General features: G+C 63.0%; 26 protein-coding genes. 14 read left to right on the top strand and 12 right to left on the bottom strand.

The features are described from left to right. The first annotated feature begins 135 nt into the window (after positions 1 to 135). The 4 genes from rph to hemW all read left to right on the top strand — a co-directional run bounded on the left by rph (position 136) and on the right by hemW (position 3,218). Entirely contained in the window at positions 136 to 855 is a 720-nt protein-coding gene (gene rph / locus AC3WWH_RS01630) for a ribonuclease PH (RefSeq protein ID WP_057247985.1), read from the top strand. Positions 856 to 869: 14 nt separating this feature from the next. Further along, positions 870 to 1,289 (top strand): VOC family protein, encoded by a 420-nt coding sequence (locus tag AC3WWH_RS01625; protein WP_058323671.1) that lies wholly within the window; start codon positions 870 to 872, stop codon positions 1,287 to 1,289. A 17-nt stretch (positions 1,290 to 1,306) separates the two neighbouring features. After that, complete coding sequence (gene rdgB, locus AC3WWH_RS01620) at positions 1,307 to 1,951, top strand: RdgB/HAM1 family non-canonical purine NTP pyrophosphatase (protein ID WP_057247983.1); 645 nt, start codon at positions 1,307 to 1,309, stop codon at positions 1,949 to 1,951. Between the two features lie 82 nt (positions 1,952 to 2,033). Beyond that, complete coding sequence (gene hemW / locus AC3WWH_RS01615) at positions 2,034 to 3,218, top strand: radical SAM family heme chaperone HemW (protein ID WP_058323672.1); 1,185 nt, start codon at positions 2,034 to 2,036, stop codon at positions 3,216 to 3,218. A 30-nt stretch (positions 3,219 to 3,248) separates the two neighbouring features. Here the strand turns inward: hemW and AC3WWH_RS01610 are convergent, their stop codons facing one another. The 6 genes from AC3WWH_RS01610 to AC3WWH_RS01585 all read right to left on the bottom strand — a co-directional run bounded on the left by AC3WWH_RS01610 (position 3,249) and on the right by AC3WWH_RS01585 (position 7,571). Continuing rightward, entirely contained in the window at positions 3,249 to 3,863 is a 615-nt protein-coding gene (locus AC3WWH_RS01610) for a glutathione S-transferase family protein (RefSeq protein ID WP_058323673.1), read from the bottom strand. 113 nt (positions 3,864 to 3,976) lie between these two features. After that, a complete protein-coding gene (locus AC3WWH_RS01605; RefSeq protein WP_058323674.1) occupies positions 3,977 to 4,342 on the bottom strand; it encodes a DUF1801 domain-containing protein in 366 nt (121 codons plus the stop codon). A 35-nt stretch (positions 4,343 to 4,377) separates the two neighbouring features. Then, a complete protein-coding gene (locus tag AC3WWH_RS01600) occupies positions 4,378 to 4,791 on the bottom strand; it encodes a DoxX family protein (protein ID WP_245299220.1) in 414 nt (137 codons plus the stop codon). A 79-nt stretch (positions 4,792 to 4,870) separates the two neighbouring features. Beyond that, complete coding sequence (locus AC3WWH_RS01595) at positions 4,871 to 6,145, bottom strand: RNA polymerase sigma factor (protein WP_058323675.1); 1,275 nt, start codon at positions 6,143 to 6,145, stop codon at positions 4,871 to 4,873. After that, positions 6,142 to 6,516 carry a YciI family protein gene (locus AC3WWH_RS01590; RefSeq protein ID WP_058323676.1) on the bottom strand — a complete coding sequence of 125 codons (375 nt, stop codon included), beginning with the start codon at positions 6,514 to 6,516 and terminating at the stop codon, positions 6,142 to 6,144. The genes AC3WWH_RS01595 and AC3WWH_RS01590 overlap by 4 nt, the downstream gene beginning before the upstream one ends. Before the next feature lie 122 nt (positions 6,517 to 6,638). Continuing rightward, positions 6,639 to 7,571 carry a DMT family transporter gene (locus tag AC3WWH_RS01585; protein WP_058323711.1) on the bottom strand — a complete coding sequence of 311 codons (933 nt, stop codon included), beginning with the start codon at positions 7,569 to 7,571 and terminating at the stop codon, positions 6,639 to 6,641. Between the two features lie 161 nt (positions 7,572 to 7,732). Between AC3WWH_RS01585 and gcvA the strand changes: the two genes are divergently transcribed. Next, the gene (gene gcvA, locus AC3WWH_RS01580) at positions 7,733 to 8,677 is read left to right on the top strand and encodes a transcriptional regulator GcvA (protein WP_058323677.1); all 945 of its coding nucleotides are present in this window, start codon (positions 7,733 to 7,735) and stop codon (positions 8,675 to 8,677) included. Positions 8,678 to 8,735: 58 nt separating this feature from the next. Here the strand turns inward: gcvA and dnaA are convergent, their stop codons facing one another. From dnaA to mutM, 4 genes are all read right to left on the bottom strand, one after another. Further along, the gene (gene dnaA, locus AC3WWH_RS01575; RefSeq protein WP_058323712.1) at positions 8,736 to 10,181 is read right to left on the bottom strand and encodes a chromosomal replication initiator protein DnaA; all 1,446 of its coding nucleotides are present in this window, start codon (positions 10,179 to 10,181) and stop codon (positions 8,736 to 8,738) included. Positions 10,182 to 11,222: 1,041 nt separating this feature from the next. Continuing rightward, entirely contained in the window at positions 11,223 to 11,489 is a 267-nt protein-coding gene (gene rpsT, locus AC3WWH_RS01570; protein ID WP_034797494.1) for a 30S ribosomal protein S20, read from the bottom strand. Between the two features lie 301 nt (positions 11,490 to 11,790). After that, complete coding sequence (locus tag AC3WWH_RS01565) at positions 11,791 to 12,564, bottom strand: enoyl-CoA hydratase (protein WP_058323678.1); 774 nt, start codon at positions 12,562 to 12,564, stop codon at positions 11,791 to 11,793. Positions 12,565 to 12,615: 51 nt separating this feature from the next. Continuing rightward, positions 12,616 to 13,506: a bifunctional DNA-formamidopyrimidine glycosylase/DNA-(apurinic or apyrimidinic site) lyase gene (gene mutM / locus AC3WWH_RS01560; RefSeq protein WP_058323679.1), complete on the bottom strand. Its 891-nt coding sequence runs from the start codon at positions 13,504 to 13,506 to the stop codon at positions 12,616 to 12,618. Positions 13,507 to 13,679: 173 nt separating this feature from the next. Between mutM and ubiE the strand changes: the two genes are divergently transcribed. The 8 genes from ubiE (at position 13,680) to AC3WWH_RS01520 (ending at position 21,155) form a co-directional block, all read left to right on the top strand. Continuing rightward, positions 13,680 to 14,456: a bifunctional demethylmenaquinone methyltransferase/2-methoxy-6-polyprenyl-1,4-benzoquinol methylase UbiE gene (ubiE, locus tag AC3WWH_RS01555; protein WP_058323680.1), complete on the top strand. Its 777-nt coding sequence runs from the start codon at positions 13,680 to 13,682 to the stop codon at positions 14,454 to 14,456. A 5-nt stretch (positions 14,457 to 14,461) separates the two neighbouring features. Then, positions 14,462 to 16,036: a 2-polyprenylphenol 6-hydroxylase gene (gene ubiB, locus AC3WWH_RS01550; protein ID WP_058323681.1), complete on the top strand. Its 1,575-nt coding sequence runs from the start codon at positions 14,462 to 14,464 to the stop codon at positions 16,034 to 16,036. 226 nt (positions 16,037 to 16,262) lie between these two features. Then, a complete protein-coding gene (locus tag AC3WWH_RS01545) occupies positions 16,263 to 16,790 on the top strand; it encodes a GNAT family N-acetyltransferase (protein ID WP_492376868.1) in 528 nt (175 codons plus the stop codon). 173 nt (positions 16,791 to 16,963) lie between these two features. Next, positions 16,964 to 17,224, top strand: a complete 261-nt coding sequence (locus AC3WWH_RS01540) for a hypothetical protein (protein WP_058323683.1) — start codon at positions 16,964 to 16,966, stop codon at positions 17,222 to 17,224. 168 nt (positions 17,225 to 17,392) lie between these two features. Next, complete coding sequence (locus AC3WWH_RS01535; RefSeq protein ID WP_058323684.1) at positions 17,393 to 18,172, top strand: SDR family oxidoreductase; 780 nt, start codon at positions 17,393 to 17,395, stop codon at positions 18,170 to 18,172. Positions 18,173 to 18,572: 400 nt separating this feature from the next. Then, a complete protein-coding gene (locus AC3WWH_RS01530) occupies positions 18,573 to 19,166 on the top strand; it encodes an ankyrin repeat domain-containing protein (protein ID WP_057248245.1) in 594 nt (197 codons plus the stop codon). A gap of 11 nt (positions 19,167 to 19,177) precedes the next feature. Beyond that, the gene (locus AC3WWH_RS01525) at positions 19,178 to 19,648 is read left to right on the top strand and encodes a nucleoside deaminase (protein WP_058323685.1); all 471 of its coding nucleotides are present in this window, start codon (positions 19,178 to 19,180) and stop codon (positions 19,646 to 19,648) included. 238 nt (positions 19,649 to 19,886) lie between these two features. Beyond that, on the top strand, positions 19,887 to 21,155 hold the full coding sequence (locus AC3WWH_RS01520; protein WP_058323686.1) for an MFS transporter: 1,269 nt from the start codon (positions 19,887 to 19,889) through the stop codon (positions 21,153 to 21,155). A gap of 5 nt (positions 21,156 to 21,160) precedes the next feature. Here AC3WWH_RS01520 and AC3WWH_RS01515 read toward each other — a convergent pair whose 3' ends face one another. Next, entirely contained in the window at positions 21,161 to 21,943 is a 783-nt protein-coding gene (locus AC3WWH_RS01515; RefSeq protein WP_057247967.1) for a bestrophin-like domain, read from the bottom strand. A 197-nt stretch (positions 21,944 to 22,140) separates the two neighbouring features. Between AC3WWH_RS01515 and AC3WWH_RS01510 the strand changes: the two genes are divergently transcribed. Next, positions 22,141 to 23,043, top strand: coding sequence for a cation diffusion facilitator family transporter (locus tag AC3WWH_RS01510; RefSeq protein WP_492376867.1), 903 nt, complete (start codon positions 22,141 to 22,143; stop codon positions 23,041 to 23,043). A 10-nt stretch (positions 23,044 to 23,053) separates the two neighbouring features. Here AC3WWH_RS01510 and AC3WWH_RS01505 read toward each other — a convergent pair whose 3' ends face one another. Further along, positions 23,054 to 24,634: an ABC-F family ATP-binding cassette domain-containing protein gene (locus AC3WWH_RS01505; RefSeq protein WP_058323687.1), complete on the bottom strand. Its 1,581-nt coding sequence runs from the start codon at positions 24,632 to 24,634 to the stop codon at positions 23,054 to 23,056. Between the last annotated feature and the right edge of the window lie 126 nt (positions 24,635 to 24,760).

Below are 24,760 nucleotides of genomic sequence, written 5' to 3'. Positions count from 1 at the left end.
CTGCCGTGCCCGGAATATAATGATCCTGCCGCCCGATGGCAAAAGGGAAAAATCGACTGGTCCCCCGGCTATCCACCGGTTCCCTTTGCCTGCGCCATGCTCTAGAAGGCTGACGAGATACGATAGGAGTTGACGATGCGGCCATCCGGCAGAAAAACCGACCAAATGCGCAAGGTTTCTTTCGAGCGCAATTTTTCCAAGCACGCGGAAGGCTCCTGTCTGGTGCGGTTCGGCGACACGCACGTGCTGTGCACCGCCAGCCTTGAGGAAAAGGTTCCGGCCTGGCTGCGCAACGGCGGCAAGGGTTGGGTGACGGCGGAATACGGCATGCTGCCGCGCGCCACCGGCGAGCGCATGAAGCGTGAGGCGGCAAACGGCAAGCAGAGCGGCCGCACCCAGGAAATCCAGCGCCTGATCGGCCGGTCGCTGCGCGCCGTCGTCGACCTTCCGGCGCTCGGCGAGCGCCAGATCTCGATCGACTGCGACGTTATTCAGGCCGATGGCGGCACGCGCACGGCCTCGATCACCGGTGCCTGGATCGCTCTCTACGATTGCCTGAAGTGGATGGAAGCGCGCAACATGGTCAAGGTCGAGAAGGTCCTGAAGGACCATGTCGCCGCCATCTCCTGCGGCATCTTCGCCAACCAGTCCGTGATCGACCTCGATTACCTCGAAGATTCCGCCGCCGAGACCGACGCCAACTTCGTCATGACCGGCTCCGGCGGCATCGTTGAAATCCAGGGCACGGCCGAAGGCAAGCCGTTCTCGGAAGAGGAATTCGCAAGCCTGATGGGCTTGGCAAAGAACGGCATTGCCGAACTGGTCGCGCTGCAGAAGCAGGCGATTGCAGGCTGACCACAGGAGAAAAGATGGCCCCGGCACTGGAAGGCATACTCGAGACTGCGCTCTACGCGACCGATCTCGATGCCGCCGAGGCCTTCTACGGCGGCGTTCTCGGCCTTGAGAAGATCACCCGCGCTGGAGACCGGCACGTGTTCTTCCGCTGCGGCCAAGGCGTGCTTTTGATCTTCAATCCGGCCGAGACGGTGAAACCGCCAGCGCCGGACGCCACCCTGCCGGTGCCACCGCATGGCACGACCGGCCGGGGACACATGTGCTTTCGCGTGCGCGCCGAGGCGCTCGACGCCTGGAAAGCGAAACTGGTAGCGGCCGGTATCAAGATCGAAAGCGATCTTCGCTGGCCGAACGGGGCGCGATCCTTCTACTTCCGCGATCCGGCCGGCAACAGCCTTGAATGTGCGGAGCCGGGCCTCTGGTCCATCGAATGAATATGAAACGAGATACCATGCGCAAACTCGACAACAAGACGCTGATCGTCGCCAGCCACAATGCCGGCAAGATCCGCGAAATCCGCGATCTCATCGGCCCGCTCGGCTTCGAGGCGAAGTCGGCGGCGGACCTCAATTTCATCGAGCCCGACGAAACCGGCACCACCTTCGAGGAGAACGCCACCATCAAGGCGCTCGCCTCCGCCAAGGCCTCGGGTCTGCCGGCGCTTTCGGACGATTCCGGTCTTTCAATCGACGCACTCGACGGTGCGCCCGGCGTCTATACCGCCAACTGGGCCGAGCGCGAGGACGGCAGCCGTGATTTCGCCATGGCGATGGAGAAGGTCGAAAACGCACTGCAGGAAAAGGGCGCAACGACGCCCTCCGAGCGCGCCGCCCGCTTCGTCTCGGTGCTCTGCCTTGCCTGGCCGGACGGCCATGTCGAGCTCTTCCGTGGCGAGGTCGAAGGCTTCGTGGTCTGGCCGCCGCGCGGCAGCCAGGGTTTTGGCTACGATCCGGTCTTCCAGCCGAAGGGCTACGAGACCACTTTCGGCGAAATGAGCGCCGACGAGAAACACGGTTGGAAGCCGGGCGATGCGCAGGCCCTGTCGCACCGCGCCCGCGCCTTCAAGATTTTTGCCGAGACCTGCCTCGGAGCCTGATCTGAGCGGGATGAGGAAAAGTGTGTGCGGTTTCCCGCCCGCATCCCGCTCCCTACTGAAAGTGACCATGAGAGACGCAACGATGCAGACGGCCACGCTATCGGCGATTGGTGACGGCATGGACCCCGGTTTCGGGGTCTATGTACACTGGCCGTTCTGCGCGGCCAAATGCCCCTATTGCGACTTCAACAGCCATGTGCGCCACCAGCCCGTGGACCAGCCGCGTTTCGTTGCCGCTTTCCTGAAGGAGATGGAAGAGGTGCGTGAGCTCTCAGGTCCGCGCACCGTCACCAGCATCTTCATGGGCGGCGGCACGCCGTCGCTGATGGAGCCCTCGACGGTGGACGCGATCCTCCAGGGTATCGCTCGCCATTGGCACGTGCCCGACGGCATCGAGATCACCATGGAAGCCAACCCTTCGAGTGTCGAGGCGACGCGCTTCCACGGCTATCGTGCTGCTGGCGTCAACCGCGTCTCGCTCGGCGTCCAGGCGCTGAACGACCGCGACCTCAAATTCCTGGGGCGGCTGCACAATGTCGAAGACGCGCTGAAGGCGATCCGGCTGGCGCGCGAGATCTTCCCGCGCATGTCCTTCGACCTGATCTACGCCCGCCCGAACCAGACGGTCGAAGAGTGGGAGCGCGAGTTGAAGGAGGCCGTCTCCTACGCGGTCGATCACCTGTCGCTCTACCAGCTGACAATCGAAGAGGGCACGCCCTTCTACGGCCTGCACAAGGCCGGAAAGCTCATCGTTCCGGACGGCGAACAATCGGCCGTGCTCTACGAGGCAACGCAGGAGATCACGGCGTTGATCGGCATGCCGGCCTACGAGGTCTCCAACCACGCCCGTCCGGGTGCTGAAAGCCGGCACAACCTGACCTACTGGCGCTATGGCGACTATGCGGGTATTGGCCCCGGCGCCCACGGCCGCCTCGGCATCGGCGGCGGCAAGATCGCCACGGCCACCGAACGCAAGCCCGAGGAATGGCTGCGCCTCGTCGAGACCTACGGCCACGGCATGGTCGAGCGCGAGGCGCTCGATCTCGAAGCGCAGTCGGATGAACTGCTGCTGATGGGCCTGCGCCTCAAGGAAGGCGTCGACCTTGCCCGCTGGCAGAGCCTTTCCGGCCGCGATCCGGACCCGGAGCGCGAACAGTTCCTGATCGACAACGGCTTCATCGAGCGGCTCGGAAATTCGCGCCTGCGCTGCACGCCGGCCGGCATGCTGATCCTCGACGCCGTGGTGGCCGACCTCGCTTGCCCCTGAGGCAGCAGGCGGTCTTCGCCGGCTACAGACTCAATCGAACGTTTCACCGGAGAGCGGTGTCGCCCGCATCGAGGCGCGCTCCTCGAACACGTCAAACCAGCGTGTCAGCGTCGGGCGGTTACGGAACGATGGCAGGTTGCGAAATGCCATCCAGGAGAGCGCCGTCGCCAGCGCGATCTGGCCGATATCAACGGCCGCCTCGGGCTCCAGCGTGCGCTCCAGCCAATCGTAGGTCTCCTCGATCTTCTCTTCATACCCCTTGGCGAGTTCCGGAAAACGCAAGTGCTCCGGCCGACGCTCCCATTCCCAGCGAAGACCGATGCCGGTCTGGGCGAGGACCTGCGCCACAGACTGCATGCGCAGCGCCCGCCAGCGCGGTTCGCCGCTTTCCGGGATCAGCTTGCGTCCATCCTGCAGCGTGTCGAGATAGGCGCAGATGACGTCGCTGTCGAAGATCGGTTCCTGCCCCTCGCGCAACAGCACCGGCACCTTGCCAAGCGGGTTTTCGGCATAGACTTCGTCGTTGCGCCGAGTCGGGCTGGTCTCGTGGTGGATGACCTTCAGCCGTTCGGCGAGACCGGCCTCGTGGGCGAAGACGAGCGCCTTGCGGGCGAAGGGGGAGTGGGTCTGATAGTAGAGGATCATGTTTGCCTCGCGGGATCTGGCGTGAATGCCTGTTCCCGTGAAGAGATATTGCATCGCAGCCGATAAAGGCGCTCTGTTTTACCGGCCGCGCTGCAAGTTTGTTTCGCGAACCGCTACTTCATCGGATCGCCTTTCAGCCGGTTGAGTTCAATGCCCTTTGCGACCAAGCGGGCCACATGGGCGTCGTCGACGTCGTCAGTGGCGCGCAGGCGGATATAGGCCATGTCACCCTTGCCGCCGCCCTTTTCCAGGCGCGGATCGAGATCGAGCATCTCCGCCCCACGCCAGAAGCCGAAGGTCACGTGATCCTTTGCTCCCTTCAGGAGGCAGACTGCGCCGCCGGCCTCGTAGATGGGGTGGCCCCACTTCACGATATCGGTGAGCCCGCCTGCGGCAATGAGCGCTGCGTGCAGACGTTTTGCCACCTCGCCCGGCTTACCAGAGAGGCCGGCAATGTAATCTTCGACAGTCCTGGTCATGATCGACTTTCACTTGTTCGGTTGGAAGGCAGTTTTCAGTTCTTGAACGGGATCAGGCTGCGCAGCCGCGGATCTCGGAGCCACAGGCCGCCCCAGGCGATGACGCCCAGGTAGAAACCGAAGAACAGATGGCTGAAGAGTGGACTGCCGGCCCGAAGATGCGTCGCCATGGCGCCGCCGAGATAACCGGTCAGCAGAATGGCGCCGAGGATCGAGGTCCGCGGGATCACGTAAAGCACGGTGCAGAGCAGCGTGAGCACCCCGAGCAGACGCGCCAGGTTTTGATCTGCGGAGTAACCAAGCGCCAAGATGGTTTCGGTAACGACCTGAAGCGGCACGAGCTTGATGACGGCATCGAAGACCAGGAAGGCGACGAGCACGCCACTGAGGACGCGGCCGAGGATGACGGATTTGGCAGTCGGGGCGGAAATGGCAAGGCTGGTATTCACTGGGATTTCTCCTTGGATCTCGTTTTCAGTCCAAGGACGAAGCAAGGCGGCCCGCCCCGACAGCCGCCTCGTGGCTTTTTCATCTTTTTTTGACGACGGCGTCTTCGACGCCCGGCTCCTCGTCGAGCTTGTCGAGTTGCATGCGGATATAGGCGCATTCGGCGGCGTTGGTCGCAAGCGCGATGGCATGATCAAAAGCGACGCGTGCCTCGCGGACCTTGCCGAGCTGCTTCAGGAGGTGGCCGCTGAGGCCGTGGAAATAGAAGTAGCCAGACAGTTTGCCAGCCAGCGGCTCGATCATGGCGAGTGCCGCCTCCGGACCGTCACGCTTCGAGACGGCAACGGCCCGGTTGAGGGTAATCACCGGCGAGGGCTGCAGCCGTTCGAGCGCTTGGTACAGCAGGTCGATCTGCGCCCAGTCGGTGTCTTCAGGGCGTTCCGCCCGCGCATGCAGGGCAGCGATCGCGGCCTGGATCTGATAGGCGCCGGGCTGGCGGTGGCGCATCGCCCTGTCGATCAGCGCCAGCGCCTCATCAATCAGTGGGCGGTTCCACAATCCGCGATCCTGGTCTTCGAGCAGGATGACGGCGCCATCGGCATCGAAACGGGCGCGCGCGCGGGAATGCTGTATCATCATCAGCGCCGTCAGCCCCATGATCTCCGGTTCCGCGGGAAAAAGCTCCAGCAGCAGACGCCCGAGCCGGATCGCCTCCTCGCAGAGATCGGCCGAGACGCTTTCCGGGCCGTTCATCGCCGAATAGCCTTCGTTGAAGACGAGATAGATCATCGTTGCGACGGCGGCGAGCCGGTCGGCACGATCGGCAACATCGGGCGTTTCGAAAGCAAGGCCGGCCGCCGCGACGCGGGACTTGGCGCGGGTGATGCGCTGTTCCATCGCCGCTTCGCTGACGAGAAAGGCGCGGGCAATCTGCTTGACCGAAAGGCCCGAGACGATGCGCAGAGCCAGCGCGATCTGCTGGGTTGCCGGCAGAGCCGGATTGCTGCAGACGAACAGCAGCCGAAGAATGTCGTCGCGATATTGCGAGCCATCCAGCCGGTCGGCGAGATTGCTCTCCTGATCCTCGAGATCGGAGAGCATTTCCTCCGGTGGCAGCGCCGTTTCGCGGGACTGACGGCGGACCTTGTCGATGCCGCTGTTGCGCCCGACGAAGATCAGCCACGCCGCAGGATCGCGCGGCGGGCCGCTTTTCGGCCAGGTCTTCAAAGCCCGGATGCAGGCCTCCTGAAACGCTTCCTCGGCCGTATCGAGATTGCGGAAATAGCGCAGCAATGCGCCCACTGCCTGCGGCCGGGCTGAAACGAGTGCGAGGTCTATCCAGGCTGTGTCTGTCATGAAGCAAGCTCACTGGGTTTGTAGATGGCAAGGGGTCGGATTTCGTAAGAGCCGGCCGCCGGGTTGGCAGAACTCAGATCACGAGCAAATTCGAGTGCTTCGTCCATAGACGCGCAGTCGACGACATAGAAGCCGAGCAACTGCTCCTTGGTTTCGGCGAAAGGACCATCGATGACAATCGTCTCGCTGTGAGTATGCCGAAGCGTCGTCGCCGTTGTCGTTGGCATCAGGCGCGCCACCGGCCCAAGTTTTCCGGCTTCAGCATATTTGCTCTGTACGGCCGCCAAGTCGCGCATGACCTTTTCATCCTGCTCCTTGCTCCACTCACTGGTGACATTTTCGTTGTTGTAGCAAAACACGGCGTAAAGCATCGGAACTCCTGCTCCTGAAACAAAGACGGTGGCGGCAAGGAATAGCCGACAACCCAGCTGAAAAAAACAGAGCCGGTGGTGCTTTCGCCCACCGGCCCGCAATGCGTGTAAGAAGGGAACGCTCAGACGTTCTCGCGGCACTCTAACTTGGGGTCGGCGGCCGGCCGAGAAAAGAGGCGAAGAAGTCGCCCGTCGATTGCTGCCAGACCGGCTGCGATCAAGGTCATGCCGAGGAAATGCTTGGGTTCCAGCGTTTCGCCCAGGAACATCGCGCCAAGCAGGATGGCGCTGACCGGGATCAGGAAGGTGACGAGCATCAGGTTGGTGACTCCAGCCGTTTCCAGGATGCGGAAGAACAGGACATAAGCGAGCGCCGTGGAGACCAGAGCAATGCCGACGATCGCGGCCCAGACGTCGAGGCCGGGCATCGTAAGCGTCCAGGGATGATCGACGAGCAGCGACAGCGGCACCAGCATGATGCTGGCAGCAGAGACCTGGCCGGTGGCCGTCACGATCGGTGCCACGCCCATGCGCTTGAAGCGGCGGGCAAAGACACCGGCGAGCGAATAGGAGAGCGCCGCACCGAGAACGGCAAGCTGAGCAACAAGGTTCGAGCCGAGCCCGCCGAGTGCCGCCGGACCGATCATCATGGCAACGCCCAGGAAACCGACGACCACGCCGGCGAAGCGGTTGACGGTCAGCTTCTCGTCATCGGTCAGCAGATGCGCGACGATCACGCCGAAAAGCGGCGTGGTGGCGTTGAGGATCGAGGCGAGGCCGCTGGCGATATGCGTCTGCCCCCAGACGATGAGCGAAAAGGGGATGAGATTGTTGAGCAGCCCCATGCCGAAGAACGCCAGCCACACACGCGGGTCCCGCGGCATCGACAGTCCCGCAAGGCGCAGGAAAACGAGCAGTGCGACCGCCGCGAGGCTGACCCTCAGCGCCACGATCGTAAATGGCGGCAGCGCCTTGACGGCGATACCGATGAAGAAGAAGGAGCCGCCCCAGAGGAGAGAGAGCATGATCAACATGCCCCATTCCCGCGCTCCCATGACCTTGGCCTGAACCGGCTGCACCATCGCGAAAACCCTCATTTGTTTATCTGACTAAATCGAAACGGTGTTGACCGTCGTGAATTTATGCCATTATTCTCAGCATATTACGCTTCGGACAAACGATCATTTCTCGCTGTATGATTGAGTTTGGCTAAACCATGACCACATCCCTTCCCTCCCTTGCATCGCTTCGCGCCTTCGAGGCGACGGCGCGTCATTCAAGCGTCACCAAGGCCGCGCACGAACTCAACGTCACGCCGGGCGCCGTCAGCCTGCAGGTGCGGGAGCTGGAGCAGACGCTGGGTGTAATGCTCTTCGAACGAAGGCCCAGGCAACTGGTTCTGACGGAAGACGGCAGCCTCTATTTCGCAACGCTCCGACGTGCCTTCCGCATGATGCGGGAGGCAACCGAGGAGCTGACGGCGCGCAAACGTGCGCCGGTGCTGACGGTGAGCTGCACGCCGACCTTCGCCGCGCAATGGCTGGTGCCGCGCATCGGCGCCTTCGAACAGAAGGTGCCTGGCATCGACGTCCGCATCAGCACCACGAACCGGCTGACGGATTTTAACAGTGACGGCGTCGACGTCGCCATCCGGCATGGGCTCGGCCGGTATGACGGCCTGGCCAGCGAACGGCTGATCGACGACGACCCGGTTCCGGTCATCCATCCGGCACTTCGGGCCAAATTGCCGCTCGACACGCCTAGCGACCTTGCTCGCCATGCGCTGTTGCACGACGTGCACCGCCAGGACTGGCGGCTGTGGCTGGATGCGGCAGGGGCCGAAGGGGTGGATCCCGGGCGCGGGCCGGTCTTCGTCAACAGCAACGGCGCCATCGAGGCGGCCAAGGCCGGCGACGGGGTCGCCCTGGTGCGCCTATCGCTCGTGGCGCGGGAGCTTGCGGAAGGCCTGCTGGTTGCCCCCTTCCCGGAGGGAGTGATGACCGGCCTTGCCTATCACCTCGTTTATCCGCCGGCCGCTCTCGACCGACCGCCAGTCGTCGCCTTTCGCAGCTGGATCATCGCGGAGGCCCGCACATCGCAGGTCGTCGAGGACCAGCCGATCAGGCCGTCTCAGCGACCGACGTTGAAGGCGGTGCGTTAGTCCAAAACGAAAAAAGGCCCGGAAAACCGGGCCTTTTCTTTGAAACAGTCAGCTGCGACTATTCGTTGATCAGACGCTTCAGAAGCTCGATCTCGTGGCTGAGCTTGGTATCGCCCGAAATCAGCTCTTCGATCTTGCGCACGGCATGCAGCACCGTCGTGTGGTCACGTCCGCCGAAGCGACGGCCGATCTCCGGGAAGGAGCGCGGCGTCAGCGTCTTCGACAGATACATGGCGATCTGGCGCGGCTTGACGATGACGCGGGTGCGACGGTTGGAAACGAGCTCCTGGCGCGAGACGTTATAATGCTTGGCGACGACGCGCTGGATGTCCTCGATCCGCACGCGGCGCGGCTCGCCGGCATTGACGAGGTGGCCGAGCAGTTCATCGACGCGCTCGATCGAAAGCTGCGGCTCGAAGGAACGACGGAACAGAAGCTGGTTGAACGCGCCTTCCAGCTCGCGACCGCTCGCCGTCACATTGCGGGCGACATGGCTCAGGATATCGCCGGGAATGTCGAGCGATCCATCGTCCTGGCGGGCGACGTCCAGCCGACGCTTCAGCATTTCGAGGCGCATGTCGTAGTCGGGGCCATCCATCTCGATGGCGACACCGCCCTGGAGACGCGAGCGAACGCGGCTGTCGAGCGATTCCAGTTCCCACGGAGCGCGGTCGGCGGCGACGACGACCTGCTTGGCGGAGTCGAGCAGCATGTTCAAGAGATGGCAGAATTCGTGCTGGATCGACTTACCCTGCAGGAACTGCATGTCGTCGATGATCAGCAGATCGATGTTGCGCAGCGACTCCTTGAGCGACAGCGCATCGTTGTCGCGAATGGCGGTGGCGAAACGCCACATGAAATATTCGGCCGTCAGATAGACGACGCGCGGTGCACGCGCGCTCTGCAGCGCCTGGATGGCGATGGCCTGCAGGAGGTGCGTCTTGCCGAGACCGACGCTCGAATGGATGAAGAGCGGGTTGAACCGCACGGCACCGGCGCCGGCTTCCGCGATCGTCCGGGCAGCGGCAAGCGCCACGCGGTTCGAGGAACCCTCGACGAAGCTTTCGAAATTATAGCGCTGGTCGAGCGGCGAGCCGAAAAGCGGCGCCTGGACAGGCCTCTGTACGCTCGCAATCGCCGCTGCGGCGACGGTTGAGACCGGCTGGGCTGCTGCCGGACGGCGTGCCGGTGCGGCTGGAGCCGCTTCGGTCGCCTGCGGCAACACGTCTTCCTGTGTCGTCGGCCGGGCGCCACGGGTCGCGGTGCGCACCAGGATTTCGACCTTCAGAATCTCGCCGTCTTCCTGCTGAAAGAGCGACGTGATGAGATCGAGATAACGATTGTTGATCCAGGACTTCAGGAACGTGGTCGGCACCGAGAGGCGCACGACGCTCTTGGATACGGAATGGAGCTTCAGACGCCCAAACCAGCTCGCAAAGACATCCGGACCGACCTGAGCCTTGAGACGCGCACTTACTCGCTCGAACAGTGCGTCGTGCCTCATGTCGACTTTTTCCCCCGCCGCCTGAGATAGATTGCTTCCGGCTTGGAATGCGTCTCCTTCTTTCTGAAGTGCGCCCGCCGTCACCAAATTCATCTGCATTTTGCCGCCTTCCAGTTCATGTTCAGATGCCGTCATCACTGCCGGCGTCATCTCGTATGTCCGTCGCCCGCGGCGCCCCGAAAGGCCATGCCGCACTCGCCGAACGTCACAGTCGCAGTCGACGCCGGGCTCCTCATCTCCCGCCTCGCTGCGCGCTACGCGCATCCACCAGCCCACCTGTGGCCGGAGATGTCCCCTCGCGCCTCTTGTCAACAATCCTCCGGTGCGCTTCCGCACCGCCTCGGATCCTCCTCCTCGTCAACAGCTCTTCGCACCCTCGTACGAAGCGATGAGCCGCGCGTTGGACCTTTGTCTGCCGGCAGGCGCCGCTTGCACCCGCCGTCACGAGCCAAGCCCCGCCACACAACCATAGGACGAAAGCTCCTCACCCGGAGTGGAACGAACCATCCGGTTTTTTCACCTTCGACTTGTCTGATTGAACGACGCGGAGCCGCCCTGATACAAAGGACAGAAACATCGAAACCATTTCTTCGAAATGGCGTCTTCTGCTTCCTTTACAGATGTGGTCCGTGTCCCCTGTGGAGGGCATTTAGGCAGGATCGATGGGCAAGATCAATCGCGATTTTTAAGCAACCTTAGGCACTGACCGTTGACTCTCAGCCTGCCTTTTGCTTGCCGCATTCCGAGTCCGTGAAGAATCGCTTTTGAATCAAGGGTTTTGATTTTTCGCCCTTTGCTTAGCTGGCGAAAAAGAAAAAAAATAAAAAATCGCTTGACTCATTACGGGGTCAGGAGAGCCCCGGCCAGAGACATCCTTTTGATAAGGACCTCCCGTATGTCATTGAATTTATTTCATAAATTTTGTCATCGCATTGACACAACGTAATACCGTCGGATTAACCATCGCGATGACAGAAGTATGAATCCGAAAAGCCCGGCGCAAGGGCCGGGCTTTTCGTCAACAGATTTTTCTTAGCCGGATTAGGCCGAAAGCGACTTCACGCGCTGCGCGAGGCGCGAAACCTTGCGCGATGCAGTGTTGGCGTGCAGGACGCCCTTGGTGGCTGCGCGCATCAGCTCGGGCTGAGCTGCCTTGAGCGCTGCGGCTGCAACTGCCTGATCGCCGGTAGCGATCGCTTCTTCGACCTTGCGGATGAAGTTGCGAACGCGCGAACGACGGGCCTTGTTCACTGCGGTGCGGCGTGCGATCTTGCGGGTCGCCTTTTTCGCCGAAGTTGTATTGGCCATTGGTGCCTCTCTTCGAAAACTGACATGAACTCCGCCCTCGCCGTGCCGGGTCACTGCGACCTGTCATCAAAGCAATTCGGGAATATTTCCGGAAAGCCCAAAATGGCGTTCCAAACTGAGGGCGGCGTATAGCGGGAAACAGCCGCCCCGTCAACGCGCATTTTCTAGAATCTGCGCCGTGCTCTGGCTTAGATCACGATGGTCTTGGGTCTGATCGACCCAAAACCATAAACGTGATCGTTTCTAACAGGCTTGAGCGGGATGCGGGCGGAAAACCGTAAACACTATTCCTCATCCCGCTCTAGCGATGCTTGAACTCCGGCTTGCGCTTGGCGACGAAGGCGGCCATGCCTTCCTTCTGGTCCTCCGTCGCAAACAGCGAGTGGAAGAGCCTCCGCTCGAAACGAAGGCCTTCGGCCAGCGTCAGCTCCAGCGAGCGGCTCACAGCCTCCTTCGCCATCATCACGGCCGGCAGCGAGAACGAGGCGATCTTCTCGGCAGCGGCCAGCGCTTCCTCCATCAATTTCTCCGGCGCCACCACACGCGAAACGAGTCCCGCGCGTTCGGCTTCCGCCGCATCCATCATGCGGCCGGTCAATATCAGATCCATGGCCTTGGCCTTGCCGACAGCACGGGTCAGGCGCTGGGAACCGCCCATGCCAGGAATGACGCCGAGGGTGATTTCCGGCTGGCCGAACTTGGCCGTCTCCGAGGCGATGATGAAATCGCACATCATGGCAACCTCGCAGCCGCCGCCGAGCGCATAGCCCGACACGGCCGCGATGACCGGCTTGCGGGCGCCCGCCACCTGGTCCCAGCCGCCGATGAAATCGCCGAGATAGCTGTCGACGAAATCGAGCGACTGCATCTCCTTGATGTCGGCGCCGGCAGCAAAGGCCTTCTCCGAACCGGTCAAGACCACGGCGCCGATCTCCTTGTCGGCATCGAAGGCCTTCAGCACGGCAGCAAGCTCGCGCATGACGGTCGAGTTCAGGGCGTTCAGCGCCTGCGGCCGATTGAGCGTTACGAGGCCGACGCGGCCGCGTGTTTCGACCAGCAGCGTTTCATAGGTCATTCCAGTTTCCTCCGGTTCATCTCCGACGCCAGGCCGCGGACAGCCCGGCGTTCATTTCTGGCAATGCGGGCAATAGAAGGTCGACCGGCCCGCCTGCACGATACGGGCGACCGTATCGTTGCAGCCCGGCGTGCGGCAAGGCTCTCCTTCGCGGTCGTAGACGGAGAAGGAGTGCTGGAAGTAACCGAGCGAGCCGTCGGCCCGAATATGGTCCTTCAGCGACGAGCCGCCGGCCGCAATGGCATCGGCGATGACCTCGCGGATCGCGTCCGTCAGGCGCACCAGGCCATCTTTGGGCTTACCACGCTTGTCGACGAGTTCGCCCGCCGGCTTCACCGGTGACAGGCTCGAGCGCCACAGCGCCTCGCAGACATAGATATTGCCGAGACCGGCGATGTTCTTCTGGTCGAGCAAGGCCGCCTTCAGCGGCTGCGCCTTGCCGGAAAAGCGTGCGGCGAGATAGGCGGCATCGAGCGCGTTTCCGGTCGGCTCCTCGCCAAGCGCGCGGAAATAGGCGTGGCTCGCCACCGTGTCGCGGCGGGCAAGATCCATGAAACCGAAACGACGTGGGTCGTTGTAGATCACCCGCACCGGGCCTTCGGCGCCGTCGAGATGAAAGATGACGTGATCGTGCTTCTCGTCCTTGCCGCGCGGATGGTGAAACTCGCCCGGCGTCGCTGCAGCCGGCCCTGCCTCGATGCGGAAGGAACCGGACATACCGAGATGGGCGATGATCACGTCGCCGGCTTCCAGATCGATCATCAGGTACTTCGCCCGCCGTGACAGCGAGACAATGCGCTGGCCGGCAACGGTCGAAGAAAAATTCTCCGGAAACGGGAAGCGCAGGTCCGGACGGCGCAATTCCGCATTGACGATTCGCGCGCCCTCCATGGTCGGCGCCAGGCCGCGCTTGACGGTTTCGACCTCGGGCAACTCCGGCATAAATGCACTCCTACGATCTCAGCCACCGGATGCGGTGGTTGGCATTTCCTTGGCGGCCTTCTTATCCTATAGGGAGTGCGCTATGCCGCAGGCGCGGTCCCGTCCACGAGATAGCGCGGATGGGGCCTTTTCGCTATGGTGCCGGAAAAATTGGTTCAGGTGGAGTTCTTCGTATGACGGATCAGCGCGTATCGGCCGATGGCGGCATGGAAACATCCTTCGGTTTCCGCAATGTCGACGCCGGCGAAAAGCAGCCGCTCGTCAACGACGTCTTCCATAAGGTGGCGAAGCGCTACGACATCATGAACGACGTGATGTCGGCCGGCCTACACCGCGCCTGGAAGGACGCGATGATCGCCGCCCTCAACCCGCCGCGCCGCGAAGACTACAAGGTTCTGGACGTTGCCGGCGGCACCGGCGATATCGCCTTCCGCATCATCGAGGCCTCCGACCGCAAGGCGCATGCGACCGTGCTCGACATCAACGGCTCGATGCTCGCCGTCGGCGCCGAACGGGCGGAGAAGAGGAAGCTTTCCGCCAATCTCGAATTCGTCGAGGCCAATGCCGAGGAACTGCCCTTCGAGGCCAATTCCTTCGACGCCTATACGATCGCCTTCGGCATTCGCAACGTGCCGCGCATCGACGTGGCGCTGAAAGAGGCGCACCGGGTGCTGAGGCGCGGCGGTCGCCTGCTGGTACTGGAATTCTCCGAAGTGGAGATGCCGCTGCTCGATCGCTTCTATGATGCCTGGTCGTTCAACGCGATCCCGAAATTCGGCAAGCTGATCACCGGCGACGAGGCGCCCTACCAGTATCTGGTGGAATCGATCCGCAAGTTCCCGAACCAGCGCAACTTCGCGACGATGATCAAGGAGGCCGGCTTCTCACGCGTCTCCTTCACCAATTACACCGGCGGCATCGCAGCGCTGCATTCCGGCTGGAAAATCTGAACCCGATGAGCACGCCTGGAACATATGTCCGCCTTGCGCGGATCGGGTGGGTTCTCGTGCGCGAAGGCGTCGTCTCAGCCGTCCCAACCGAGCATCTGCCGCCGTTTGCCCGTTTCGCCCAGAAGGCGGCAGGACTTCTGGCGCGCCGCAGGGTGCCGGGCGAGGAACGCAGCGACCGCTTGTCACGCGCGGTCGCCCGCCTCGGGCCCTCCTATGTCAAGATCGGTCAGTTCCTGGCGACGCGCCCGGATGTCGTCGGCGCAGAGTTCGCGGCCGACCTGTCGCTCTTGCAGGACAGCATGGCGACCTTCCCGCAGAGCGAGGCGAAGGCCGCAATCGAAGGTTCGCTCGGCCGCAAGGTCGAGGACCTCTACGCCGAGCTCTCCGAACCGATGGCGGCCGCCTCGATCGCGCAGGTGCATCCGGCCATCGTGCTTCGCGACGGCAAGCCCGAAAAGGTCGCGGTCAAGGTCATCCGCCCCGGCGTGCGCCAGCGTTTCGCCTCCGATATCGAGGCGATGTATCTCGTCAGCCATATGCAGGAGCGGTTCTTGCCCTATACGCGCCGGCTGAAGCCGGTCGAGGTCACCAAGACGCTGGAGCAGACGACGAAGATCGAAATGGACCTTCGGCTGGAGGCCGCCGCCCTTTCCGAGCTTGGCGAAAACACCAAGGACGATTCCGGCTTCCGCGTGCCGAAAGTCGATTGGGAACGGACCGGACGCGATGTCGTCACCATGGAATGGATCGACGGCGTCAAGATGTCGGATATCGAGGGGTTGAAGGCCGCCGGGCACGACCTCAACCAGCTTGCCGAGACGCTGATCCAGTCCTTCCTGCGCCACACGCTGCGCGATGGCTTCTTCCATGCCGACATGCACCAGGGCAATCTCTTCGTCGACGACGCCGGCCATATCGTCGCCGTCGACATGGGGATTGTCGGCCGTCTCGGCAAGAAGGAGCGCCGGTTCCTGGCGGAGATCCTCTTCGGCTTCATTACCCGCGACTACCAGCGCGTCGCCGACGTGCACTTCGAGGCGGGCTACGTGCCTTCGCATCACGACGCCGCGAGCTTCGCCCAGGCAATCCGTGCGATCGGCGAGCCGATCCACGGCCAGCCGGCCGAAACCATCTCGATGGCGAAGCTCTTGACGCTGCTCTTCGAGGTCACCGAGCTCTTCGACATGCAGACGCGCCCCGAGCTCGTGATGCTGCAGAAGACCATGGTGGTCGTCGAAGGTGTGGCACGCACGCTCAATCCGCGCTTCAACATGTGGAAGGCCTCCGAACCGGTCGTCGGCAAATGGATTCGCGACAATCTCGGGCCGAAACGCATCGTCACCGACCTTCGCGACGGCCTGCACGCGGCGCTGCGGCTCGCCGAGGCCGCCCCCGAAATCGCCGCCCGCACGGAAAAATTCTCCAGCGAGATCATGGCGATGAGCGAGAACGGCCTGCGCTTCGACGCCGAGACGGCGCACGCGATCGGCAAGGCGGAGGCCCGGCATACCCGTTCAGGCCGCGTCGCCCTCTGGCTGATCGCCGCCACGCTCGTCTATATCGCCTGGCAGGTCACCTGATCGCGGCGCGCAGAGCGTTCGGCGCGTTCTGCGGACTTGCCTTTCCACTTGCGCTTGTTATTCTTCCGCCATGGACAATCGCTCGACGATCGCAATGGTGCTTTGCACGCATACCCCAGGGGTGTGCGGGAGACCTGTTGCGCTGATTTAAGCGAAATGTCCCCCACCAACCCTGCCGAGGCGAGCAGGGTTGGGTCCTGTTTCCTCGGAGCAAAGAGAGGAAACAATGACCGAAACGCACGCTCCTACTGAAATCAAGATCCGCGCGGCGCGCATCGTCGACTGGGAGGCGGTTGCCGCCCTGATGAGCCAGCCCGGCATCCGATCTGGAACACTCCGACTGCCATTTTCCACCCCGGAACAAACGCGCAAGTGGATGGAGACAAGATCGGACGACGACACGGTCATCGTTGCCGAACGCGACGGGCATATAGTCGGCATGGCCGGCCTGCACCGCAGCAAGGGACGTCGTCAGCATTCGGCCGCCCTTGGCATCAGCGTCGACGACAAGCACCGTGGCGAGGGCGTCGGTAAGGCACTGCTTACGGCCTTGATCGATGCCGCCGACAACTGGCTGGGCATCAGCCGCATCGAGCTCACGGTCTTCACCGACAACGAGCCCGCGATCGCACTCTACCGCAAGGCGGGTTTCGAGATGGAGGGCACGCACAGGGCCTATGCGCTCAGGAACGGCGTGCTTGCAGACGTTTTCGCCATGGCGCGCATTCGCGCTCCAGCGGCACTGCGCGTCTAGCGGAAGGTCTCGAGCTTCGGCATTGGGCAACCGCTAAAGCCGGCGGATCGCGATCCCCCGCAACCGCCGGCTACACCGTGTTCCATCCGGAACTGCGAATATATCGGTCCCATGCGATCTTCTCCTCATGGATGACGAAGGCTCATCCCAACCAATCCAGAGGAGAGAACATCATGCGCAAGATCATCATCGCAGCCGTTGTTGCCGTTACCGCCGCCGTCTCCTTTGCCGCCCCGTCGCAGGCCGGCGGTTTCTCGATCGGCTTCAGCAATGGCCACTACGGTCATGGCTGGGGTGGGCATGTCGGTTATGTCGGCGACTACTACGGCGGCCCTTATTACTACGAAGACGAACCGTACTGCTTCATCAAGAAGGTCAAACGCTACGACCACTACGGTAACGTCTACTTCAAGAAAATTCGCATCTGCCGCTGATCCGCTCAACAAGGGCGAGGGGCAAAAGCCCGGCCGGTTTTCCGGCCGGGCTTTTCTGTTCGGCCTGCCTTCGCCATTCGCCGACGGTCAATTCGATTCCGCTTGGAACAAAACTGTAGTAGCTCCAATTCCTGGTCATTCTGAATTCCACATCGAGGAGAACCGGTCATGGATCTTGGTATTGCTGGAAAGCGCGCGCTGGTGCTCGGCGGCAGCAAGGGATTGGGCCGCGGCATCGCCGAGGCGCTGGCAAGCGAAGGCGTCATCGTTGCGCTGACCGGTCGCGATGCCGCATCGGCCGCCAAGATCGCAAGCGACATCGGCCCGTCGGCGCGGGGCTACGCGCTCGACCTCTCGAAACCCGATATGCTCGACGGCCTGCTGGATCGGCTCGAAGCCGATTTCGGCATGATCGACATTCTGGTGCTGAATGGCGGCGGACCGCCGCCCTCGCCGGCCTCGGCGATCGAGCCCGATTTCTGGCGGGCGCAATTCGAAACCATGGTGCTGGCCGGCATGCGCATCACCGGACGGCTGCTGCCCGGCATGCGGGAACGCCGGTTCGGACGCATCATCGCCGTCGCCTCCACCAGCATCCGCGAGCCGATCGTCGGGCTCACCGCCTCGAATGCGCTCAGAAGCGCTGTTGCAGGCTGGCTGAAGACACTTGCCGGCGAGGTCGCAGCCGAGGGCGTGACCGTCAACCTGCTTCTTCCAGGGCGGCTTGCCACCGACCGCACGCTCAGCTTCGACCGGATGGATGCCGAAAGCGAGGGCGTCGATATCGCCACGGTCGCGGCGCGCAGCCAGCAGGAGATCCCGCTTGGGCGCTACGGCACGCCGGCGGAATTCGGCGCGGCCGCGGCCTTCCTCGCCAGCCGCCAAGCAAGCTACATCACCGGCGTCGCGCTGCCCGTCGACGGCGGTCTCAGCCGCTCGATGCTCTAGGGCCACTCAGGACAGTCAGGTCGAACGGCAACGCATTCATATTTCCACTTTTCATCATTCATACATTTAATTTCCAAATGGACGGCCCGCCACCTACGGTCGGCGTCGAGGGCGCCATGCCGGGCGCGGGACAGGTTCGGCAAGACGCGCATCTTGCGCCCTTGAAAAGGTCACGGGCCGGCTCAAGTAAGCACGAGATCGCAAAGAGCGAGAGCGGCACGAAAGCGCGGCCAATTCCGGGCTTCCACGTCTCGCCCTCAACCGGAACCACTGCGATCGGTCGGCCTGTTCGACCGGTCTGCATGATCGGAAAGACCAAATGCGACCAAGACTATTCGGCTCGCTGGTCGGCGCATCGATCGCCGCCTTCAGCCTTTCACCCGCAGCCGTGGGGGCCTCCATGCTCGAAACCCAACTGATTTCTGCTGCCGAGGCCGGTGATACGGACAAGGTCAAATCGCTGCTGCAACAGGGCGCAAGCATCGAGACCCGTGATGCCAGCGGCGCCACGGCCCTTCTCGTCGCCACCCACGAAAACCGCGTCGATGCGGCACGCGCGCTGATCGAGGCCGGCGCCGACGTCAACGCCAAGGACAAGATCCAGGACAGTCCCTATCTCTACGCCGGCGCACGTGGCCATCTCGAAATCATGAAGCTGACGCTGGCCCATGGCGCCGACCTCAAGAGCACGAACCGCTATGGCGGCACGGCGCTCATTCCGGCCGCCGAGCGCGGCCATGTCGAGACCGTCAAGGCGCTGATCGAAGCCGGCGTCGATATCAACCACGTCAATCGCCTCGGCTGGACAGCGCTGCTTGAGGCGATCATCCTTGGCACCGGCGGCGAAAAGCACACCGAGATCGTGCGGCTGCTGATCAAGGCCGGCGCCGACGTCAACCTCGCCGATGGCGAAGGCGTCAGCCCGCTGAGCCACGCGCGCCAGCGCGGCTACGGCAGCATTGAGACGCTGCTGGTCGACGCCGGCGCGCGTTAGAAAGAACTCCCATGAACCAGGAACAGACCTATCTGGCCGAGGCGGTAACGCTTGCCCGCCGCAACATCGAGGATGGCGGACGGCCCTTTGGCGCTGTCGTCGTCAAGGACGGCGAGATCGTCGGCCGCGGCGTCAACGAGATGCTGTCGACCGGGGACCCGACTTCGCATGCGGAACTCAACGCATTGCGTGCCGCCGCCCGGACGCTCCGCTCCCCGCGGCTCGAAGGTGCTGCCGTCTATGCCAGTGGACAGCCCTGCCCGATGTGCCTTGCGGCCATGCGCATGGCCGGGATCACCGAGATCGCCTATGCGAACTCGAACGCCGATGCCGAACCTTTCGGCCTGTCGACAGCGGCGATCTACGCGGAACTGGCAAAACCGCTTGCCGAGCAGGCCATGCGCTTCCGCCATGTACCGGTCGACGATACCGACACAACACCGCTCTACGTGACCTGGCAGGAGCGGCAGGGGAACGAATAACCGGCAGGTGAAACAGCCCTGAGGCCGCCACGACCGGTGGCCGCCTTGCATTTTCGTTCAGACCACGGCCGAGTGGGAAACCGACGCCCTCCACCCACAGAGACAGATTGCCGCTGGATAGCTGTCCCACTTGCCGAGTACACGCGACGGATGTAATCGCAAAGGGAGTCTTCTTCCCTACTCCCGTCGCTCGACATTCCCACGGAAACCGAGCGCTCCCAGCCTGCAGGTGCCCGCGATGAATGCCTATTCCGAAAAAGCGGGTCGCCGTGTTGCGCTGCTTCTCATCGCGGGTTCCGGCGTGGTGACGATCGCCAAGGGCATGAGCCTGACCTTCCTCGCGATCCGTCTGCAGCGTGATTTTGGCCTCAGCCCCGCAGGCATCGGCGCTCTCATCGGTGCCGGCCCGCTGCTCGGCGCAATCGTCAGTCCCTTTGCCGGCACGCTGTCCGATCGCATTGGCCGAAAAGGGGTGCTGACCGCAGCGCTTTTCATGGCCGGGCTGGCGCTGGCGGGGCTCGGACTGGCGCAATCGATCGCCGCCTTCGCGCTGGCGCACATCGTGTCTGCCGTCGCAGCCGCCGTCTACGAACCGGTTGCGCGTGCCTTGATGAGCGATGCCGCGCCTGAGCATCTGCGCCTTAAGGTCTTCTCCTGGCGTTATCTCGCCATCAATGCCGGCTGGGCCATCGGGCCCTTGATTGGCGTCTGGGTGGGTGCCGCCTATTCGACGCTGTTCGTCAGCGCCGGCGTCATGCACGCAGCCTTCGGCCTGGTGCTCTTCTTGAACGTGCCCGAAGCCGGCAACAGGCAGATGATCCAAACCAAAGGGGCAACACAGGCTGCCGGTGGCTGGCGCGGGCTTGTTGCCGCCCTGCGCGACCGAAGGCTCGTATTCTTCGTCATCGGCGGCACGCTGCTCTTGGCCGTTCATGGTCAATGGTCGGTGACCTTGTCGCAGTATCTCAACACCGGCTTTGCGGATGGCGTCACCCTCTTCGCGCTCCTGGTTTCGACCAATGCCGCAACGGTGCTGATCGCCAGCACGCCTGCCCGCTTCGTCATCGAACGGATCGGTGCACTGCCGGCGCTGTCGCTCGGCTGCCTGCTTTTCCTGCTCGGCGAAATCGGTTTCGCAGCCTCCTCCGGAATGGAAATGCTCGTCGCCTCGATGATCCTCTTCACCATCGGCGAGGTGCTCATCGTGCCCTCGGAATATGTGCTGGTCGACGGCATTTCGAATGCCGGCAATCGCGGCACCTATTTCGGCGCCCATTCGCTCTCGACGGTCGGGAACTTCCTTGGGCCGCTGATCGGCGGCCTGGCACTCGGCACTGTCGGCGGCGCCGGCATGTTCCTGCTGTTCGCGCTGCTTTCGGCGGCCAGCGCGCTTCTGTTTGCGATCGGCCACTCCATGCCGCCGCCGCGCCCTGAGACCGCACGCGCCGATAGGCTCGGCAGTGGCGCCCTCAATGGAGATCTCCTACGGCTGGGTCAATTCGCCTAGCGCCGTTATCCTCCCGTCGCAGGCGCCGACGAGGCGTTGATCTGCTGTTGCACCCGTTCGAGTGGCCCCGGCGCCAACGCCGCTGGCGGCTGATACGGATTGGAGAAGGCATAGATCAGAAACAGGATGATGCCGGTATAGGCGCCGAAGAGACAGAGCAGCAGCAGATTGCGCCGCATTGGCGGGAAGGAATAATAGGCGAGCGCGATGAAGATGACGCCGGAGAGTGCCGCGAACCAGAAGATACTGTCGATCGAGTCCGCGACATTGCTTTCCCGCTTGGTCCGGCTTTGCGAGATGTCGTGCAGCCGCTCCAGCATCTGGCTGCGCAGGCTCTCCTGGCGCTTGTCGGCCGGGACCAGGTTCAGCACGTGCTGATAGGCGCGATCCCAGTGCACCCAAGCCTGTGGTGAAAGACGTCCCTTGTCCGCCAGTGACTGCCATTCACCATCGATCACCTCGGCCGCATAGGCGGAGATCGCCTGCTGGATCGGCGCCTTGACGGCTTCACCGTAACGTTCGGCGTCGTAGAAGATGTCAGCGGTCGCCCCGGCTTCGGTAGCCATCTCGTATTTGAGCTGCTGGTACTCGACCATCTCCTGCGCAAAGACCAGCGCGAGGATCAAGCCATGCAGCGCCGAAATGCGAAAGATGACCAAACTGGCAAGTTCCTTTTCGTGCCCTTCCGCCTCGCCGCCCATGATCAGCCGCATTGCAAAGTAGGACGCGAGCGTCAGGGCGACCGTGCCGAAGACGAATAAGGCACCGAGCAACATCTCGACGATCATTTTCCCCTCCGCCGGCCGCCGATAAACATCGGCAATTCTGAGCGTCGAGGCCTGGAAACACAACGCCTCGCTTTATTAGCAAATGCACGCAACAGCTGTCTTGCCTGCAGGCAAACCGCTATGTTTGCAGCCGCCGCCACCATTTCGACATTGCCAACCCGTAAGCACCGCGCCGAAACAGGAGTAAAAACAACATCATGACCGCCCCAAGCGAACAGACAGTCCTCAAGCAATCGATCGCGGCCACCGTCGTCGTCGGGGTGACGGGCGTGATCTTCGGTCTGCTTTCGGGCTCGGTTTCCATCGTCTTCGACGGCGTCTTCTCGGCCGTCGATGCCTCCATGACCGTGCTTGCACTCGGCGTGACCCAACTGATCCCGAAGCAGAGCAAGCGGTTCCAGATGGGCTTCTGGCACATCGAGCCCATGGTGCTGCTCTTCAATGCCGGGCTGCTGACGCTGCTTTCCTTCTACGCGATGGTCAACGCCGTCGGGTCGCTCGTGTCGGGTGGCAACCATCTCGCCTTCGACTGGGCGATTGCCTATGCCGCCGTCGTCGTGGTGATCTGCCTCGTCATGTTTTTCTACATTCGCCGGGCAAACCGGCCGATCGGCTCGGAGTTCCTGGCGCTCGACGTGCGTGCCTGGGCGATGTCCGGTGCGATCACCTCGGCCCTGCTCGTCGCCTTCGTGATCGCCGCGGCGTTGAAGGGTACGGCTTACGAACATTGGACGCCCTATGTCGACCCGGCGATCCTGATCGTGCTGACGCTCTGCCTTATCCCGCTGCCGATCCGCACGGTCTTCCAGGCATTGAAGGAGATCTTCCTGGTTGCGCCTGCCGAACTCGACGAGCGCGTGCGTCAGGCGGCGGCAAATGCGGTCGCGCGCCACGGCTTTGCCGACTATCGCACCTATGTCGCCAAGGTCGGGCGCTCCAAGACGATCGAGGTCTATCTTATCGGAACGCCGGAAACCAAGGTCGGCACCCTCGCCGAACTCGACCGGATCCGCGCCGAGGTCGGCGAGGAGATCGGCGATCCCGGCCACGACCGCTGGCTGACGATCGCCTTTACCGGCGAAGCGCGCTGGGCTGAGTAATCTTCCCCCGTCAGGAAAGCTCGATCCGCCTGTTGATGCCGATCGCCTCCAGGAAGGCGTGGTCGTGGCTGACGACGAGCAGCGCGCCGTCATAGGCTCTGAGACCCGCCTCGACCGCCTCGATGGAATCGATGTCCAGATGGTTGGTCGGCTCGTCGAGGATCAAGAGCTGTGGTGGGCTGCGGCCTCCGAGCACGCAGGCAAGCCCTGCACGCAGCATCTGACCGCCGCTGAGGCTCGAAACGACCTGCAAGGCCGCGTCTGCCCGGAACATGAAACGGGCGAGTGCCGCCCGGCAGTCGTTCTCGCTGGCGTCAGGATTGAGGTGCCGGAAATTGTCACGGATCGAAAGGCCGGGATCGATCAGGCTCACCTGCTGGTCGAGCATGGCGTGGTCGACCAGGACGCGCACATTACCTGACCAGGGCTGGAGGGCACCGGTCAGCAGCGACAGCAGCGTCGTCTTGCCCGAGCCATTGCGGCCGGTGAGTGCTACACGCTCCGGGCCGACGATCGAGAGCGACAGCCGGTCGATCACTGGCGTTCGCGGCTGATAACCCGCAGTGACGGCATCGACCTGCAGCACGCCCCGGCCGGCGGGCAGGCCGGTCGAAGGCAGGCGGACGGTCAAAGGCTGCAGGATTTCGATGCGTTCGCGTGCCTCGGCCAGATCGCCGATCGCAGAATCGCGGCGGCGCTCGGCAAGACGGGCATTGTCGCCGCCCGTCTTCTCGCTGCGCTCCTTCCTCGCATCAAGCAGCAGCAGCGGCTCATCCCCCTTGGCCCGCTTACGGCGGCCTGCCGCGTCCTTGCGCGCCTTGCGCTCGGCTATCTCTTGCGTTTTTCGTTGGACCTCGGCCAGACGGCGCTCCGCGTCGGCGAGATCGTGACGGGCCGACGCGAGCTCGATTGCCTTGCGCTCGCGGTAGTGGCTCCAGTTGCCGCCATAGGTCGTGGCGCCGAGCGACGTCAGCTCGACGATCGCATCCATCGTCTCCAGGAGTTCGCGGTCATGGCTGACGACGATGGCGCCGCCCCGCCAGCCCTCCATCAACGCGGCAACGGCAGCCCGTCCCTCGCGGTCGAGATTGTTGGTGGGTTCGTCGAGCAGGATGAAATCCGGTTCCTGGAAGACGAGCGCGGCAAGCTTCACACGGGTCATCTGCCCGCCGGAAAGCGCGGCAAGGCGCGTTTTCGCCGATGCATTGAGACCGACGCGCGCGAGCGTTGCTTCAAGGCGGGATTGGAGCGTCCAGTCGGCCGCGGCAAGCTCGTCCATGCTGGCCAGCCCTTCTTCCGCACGCTTGAGGACGCCAAGCGCATCGCAGATGCCAAACAGGTCGGCGACGGTTTCATCGTCCGCGACCTGGACGGTCTGGCTGAGCATGCCGAGGCTGCCGACGACGGTGACCTTGCCGGCCTGCGGCGCGAGCGCGCCTTCGATCAGGCGCAGCAGCGTGGATTTGCCAACGCCGTTGCGGCCGACAAGGCCGGTACGAACAGGACCAAAGGTCAGGTCGAGATTGGAAAAGAGGCTTCGGCCCTCAGGCGTGGACCACGAAAGTTGGGAGAGTGAAATCGAAGCAGGCATGGATACGGTTTTCCCTGATGGCAAGACGGTTCGGCTTGGCGGTCAGGGTGAAATCCATCGATGCGTGTATCCTGTTCAAATTTCTATCGCGGCAATAGATGGCATCGAATGCGCCCGTTTCAAGGC

This window comes from Ensifer sp. EB106-03-01-XG145, assembly GCF_058792075.1.
Note: the sequence above shows the minus strand (reverse complement) of the source record. Positions and strands in the feature narration are given on the sequence as shown.

Excerpts from the sequence above, each read along its gene's own strand:
- rdgB (WP_057247983.1), top strand. The coding sequence starts at position 1,307 with ATGCGCAAACTCGACAACAAGACGCTGATCGTCGCCAGCCACAATGCC.
- gcvA (WP_058323677.1), top strand. The coding sequence starts at position 7,733 with ATGACCACATCCCTTCCCTCCCTTGCATCGCTTCGCGCCTTCGAGGCG.
- AC3WWH_RS01520 (WP_058323686.1), top strand. The coding sequence starts at position 19,887 with ATGAATGCCTATTCCGAAAAAGCGGGTCGCCGTGTTGCGCTGCTTCTC.
- AC3WWH_RS01535 (WP_058323684.1), top strand. The coding sequence starts at position 17,393 with ATGGATCTTGGTATTGCTGGAAAGCGCGCGCTGGTGCTCGGCGGCAGC.
- AC3WWH_RS01590 (WP_058323676.1), bottom strand. The coding sequence starts at position 6,516 with ATGCTTTACGCCGTGTTTTGCTACAACAACGAAAATGTCACCAGTGAG.
- ubiB (WP_058323681.1), top strand. The coding sequence starts at position 14,462 with ATGAGCACGCCTGGAACATATGTCCGCCTTGCGCGGATCGGGTGGGTT.
- AC3WWH_RS01505 (WP_058323687.1), bottom strand. The coding sequence starts at position 24,634 with ATGCCTGCTTCGATTTCACTCTCCCAACTTTCGTGGTCCACGCCTGAG.
- AC3WWH_RS01565 (WP_058323678.1), bottom strand. The coding sequence starts at position 12,564 with ATGACCTATGAAACGCTGCTGGTCGAAACACGCGGCCGCGTCGGCCTC.
- AC3WWH_RS01625 (WP_058323671.1), top strand. The coding sequence starts at position 870 with ATGGCCCCGGCACTGGAAGGCATACTCGAGACTGCGCTCTACGCGACC.
- AC3WWH_RS01610 (WP_058323673.1), bottom strand. The coding sequence starts at position 3,863 with ATGATCCTCTACTATCAGACCCACTCCCCCTTCGCCCGCAAGGCGCTC.
- AC3WWH_RS01595 (WP_058323675.1), bottom strand. The coding sequence starts at position 6,145 with ATGACAGACACAGCCTGGATAGACCTCGCACTCGTTTCAGCCCGGCCG.
- AC3WWH_RS01525 (WP_058323685.1), top strand. The coding sequence starts at position 19,178 with ATGAACCAGGAACAGACCTATCTGGCCGAGGCGGTAACGCTTGCCCGC.
- AC3WWH_RS01585 (WP_058323711.1), bottom strand. The coding sequence starts at position 7,571 with ATGGGAGCGCGGGAATGGGGCATGTTGATCATGCTCTCTCTCCTCTGG.
- AC3WWH_RS01605 (WP_058323674.1), bottom strand. The coding sequence starts at position 4,342 with ATGACCAGGACTGTCGAAGATTACATTGCCGGCCTCTCTGGTAAGCCG.
- AC3WWH_RS01545 (WP_492376868.1), top strand. The coding sequence starts at position 16,263 with ATGACCGAAACGCACGCTCCTACTGAAATCAAGATCCGCGCGGCGCGC.
- mutM (WP_058323679.1), bottom strand. The coding sequence starts at position 13,506 with ATGCCGGAGTTGCCCGAGGTCGAAACCGTCAAGCGCGGCCTGGCGCCG.
- ubiE (WP_058323680.1), top strand. The coding sequence starts at position 13,680 with ATGACGGATCAGCGCGTATCGGCCGATGGCGGCATGGAAACATCCTTC.
- hemW (WP_058323672.1), top strand. The coding sequence starts at position 2,034 with ATGCAGACGGCCACGCTATCGGCGATTGGTGACGGCATGGACCCCGGT.
- AC3WWH_RS01530 (WP_057248245.1), top strand. The coding sequence starts at position 18,573 with ATGCTCGAAACCCAACTGATTTCTGCTGCCGAGGCCGGTGATACGGAC.
- AC3WWH_RS01540 (WP_058323683.1), top strand. The coding sequence starts at position 16,964 with ATGCGCAAGATCATCATCGCAGCCGTTGTTGCCGTTACCGCCGCCGTC.
- rph (WP_057247985.1), top strand. The coding sequence starts at position 136 with ATGCGGCCATCCGGCAGAAAAACCGACCAAATGCGCAAGGTTTCTTTC.
- dnaA (WP_058323712.1), bottom strand. The coding sequence starts at position 10,181 with ATGAGGCACGACGCACTGTTCGAGCGAGTAAGTGCGCGTCTCAAGGCT.
- AC3WWH_RS01510 (WP_492376867.1), top strand. The coding sequence starts at position 22,141 with ATGACCGCCCCAAGCGAACAGACAGTCCTCAAGCAATCGATCGCGGCC.
- AC3WWH_RS01515 (WP_057247967.1), bottom strand. The coding sequence starts at position 21,943 with ATGATCGTCGAGATGTTGCTCGGTGCCTTATTCGTCTTCGGCACGGTC.
- rpsT (WP_034797494.1), bottom strand. The coding sequence starts at position 11,489 with ATGGCCAATACAACTTCGGCGAAAAAGGCGACCCGCAAGATCGCACGC.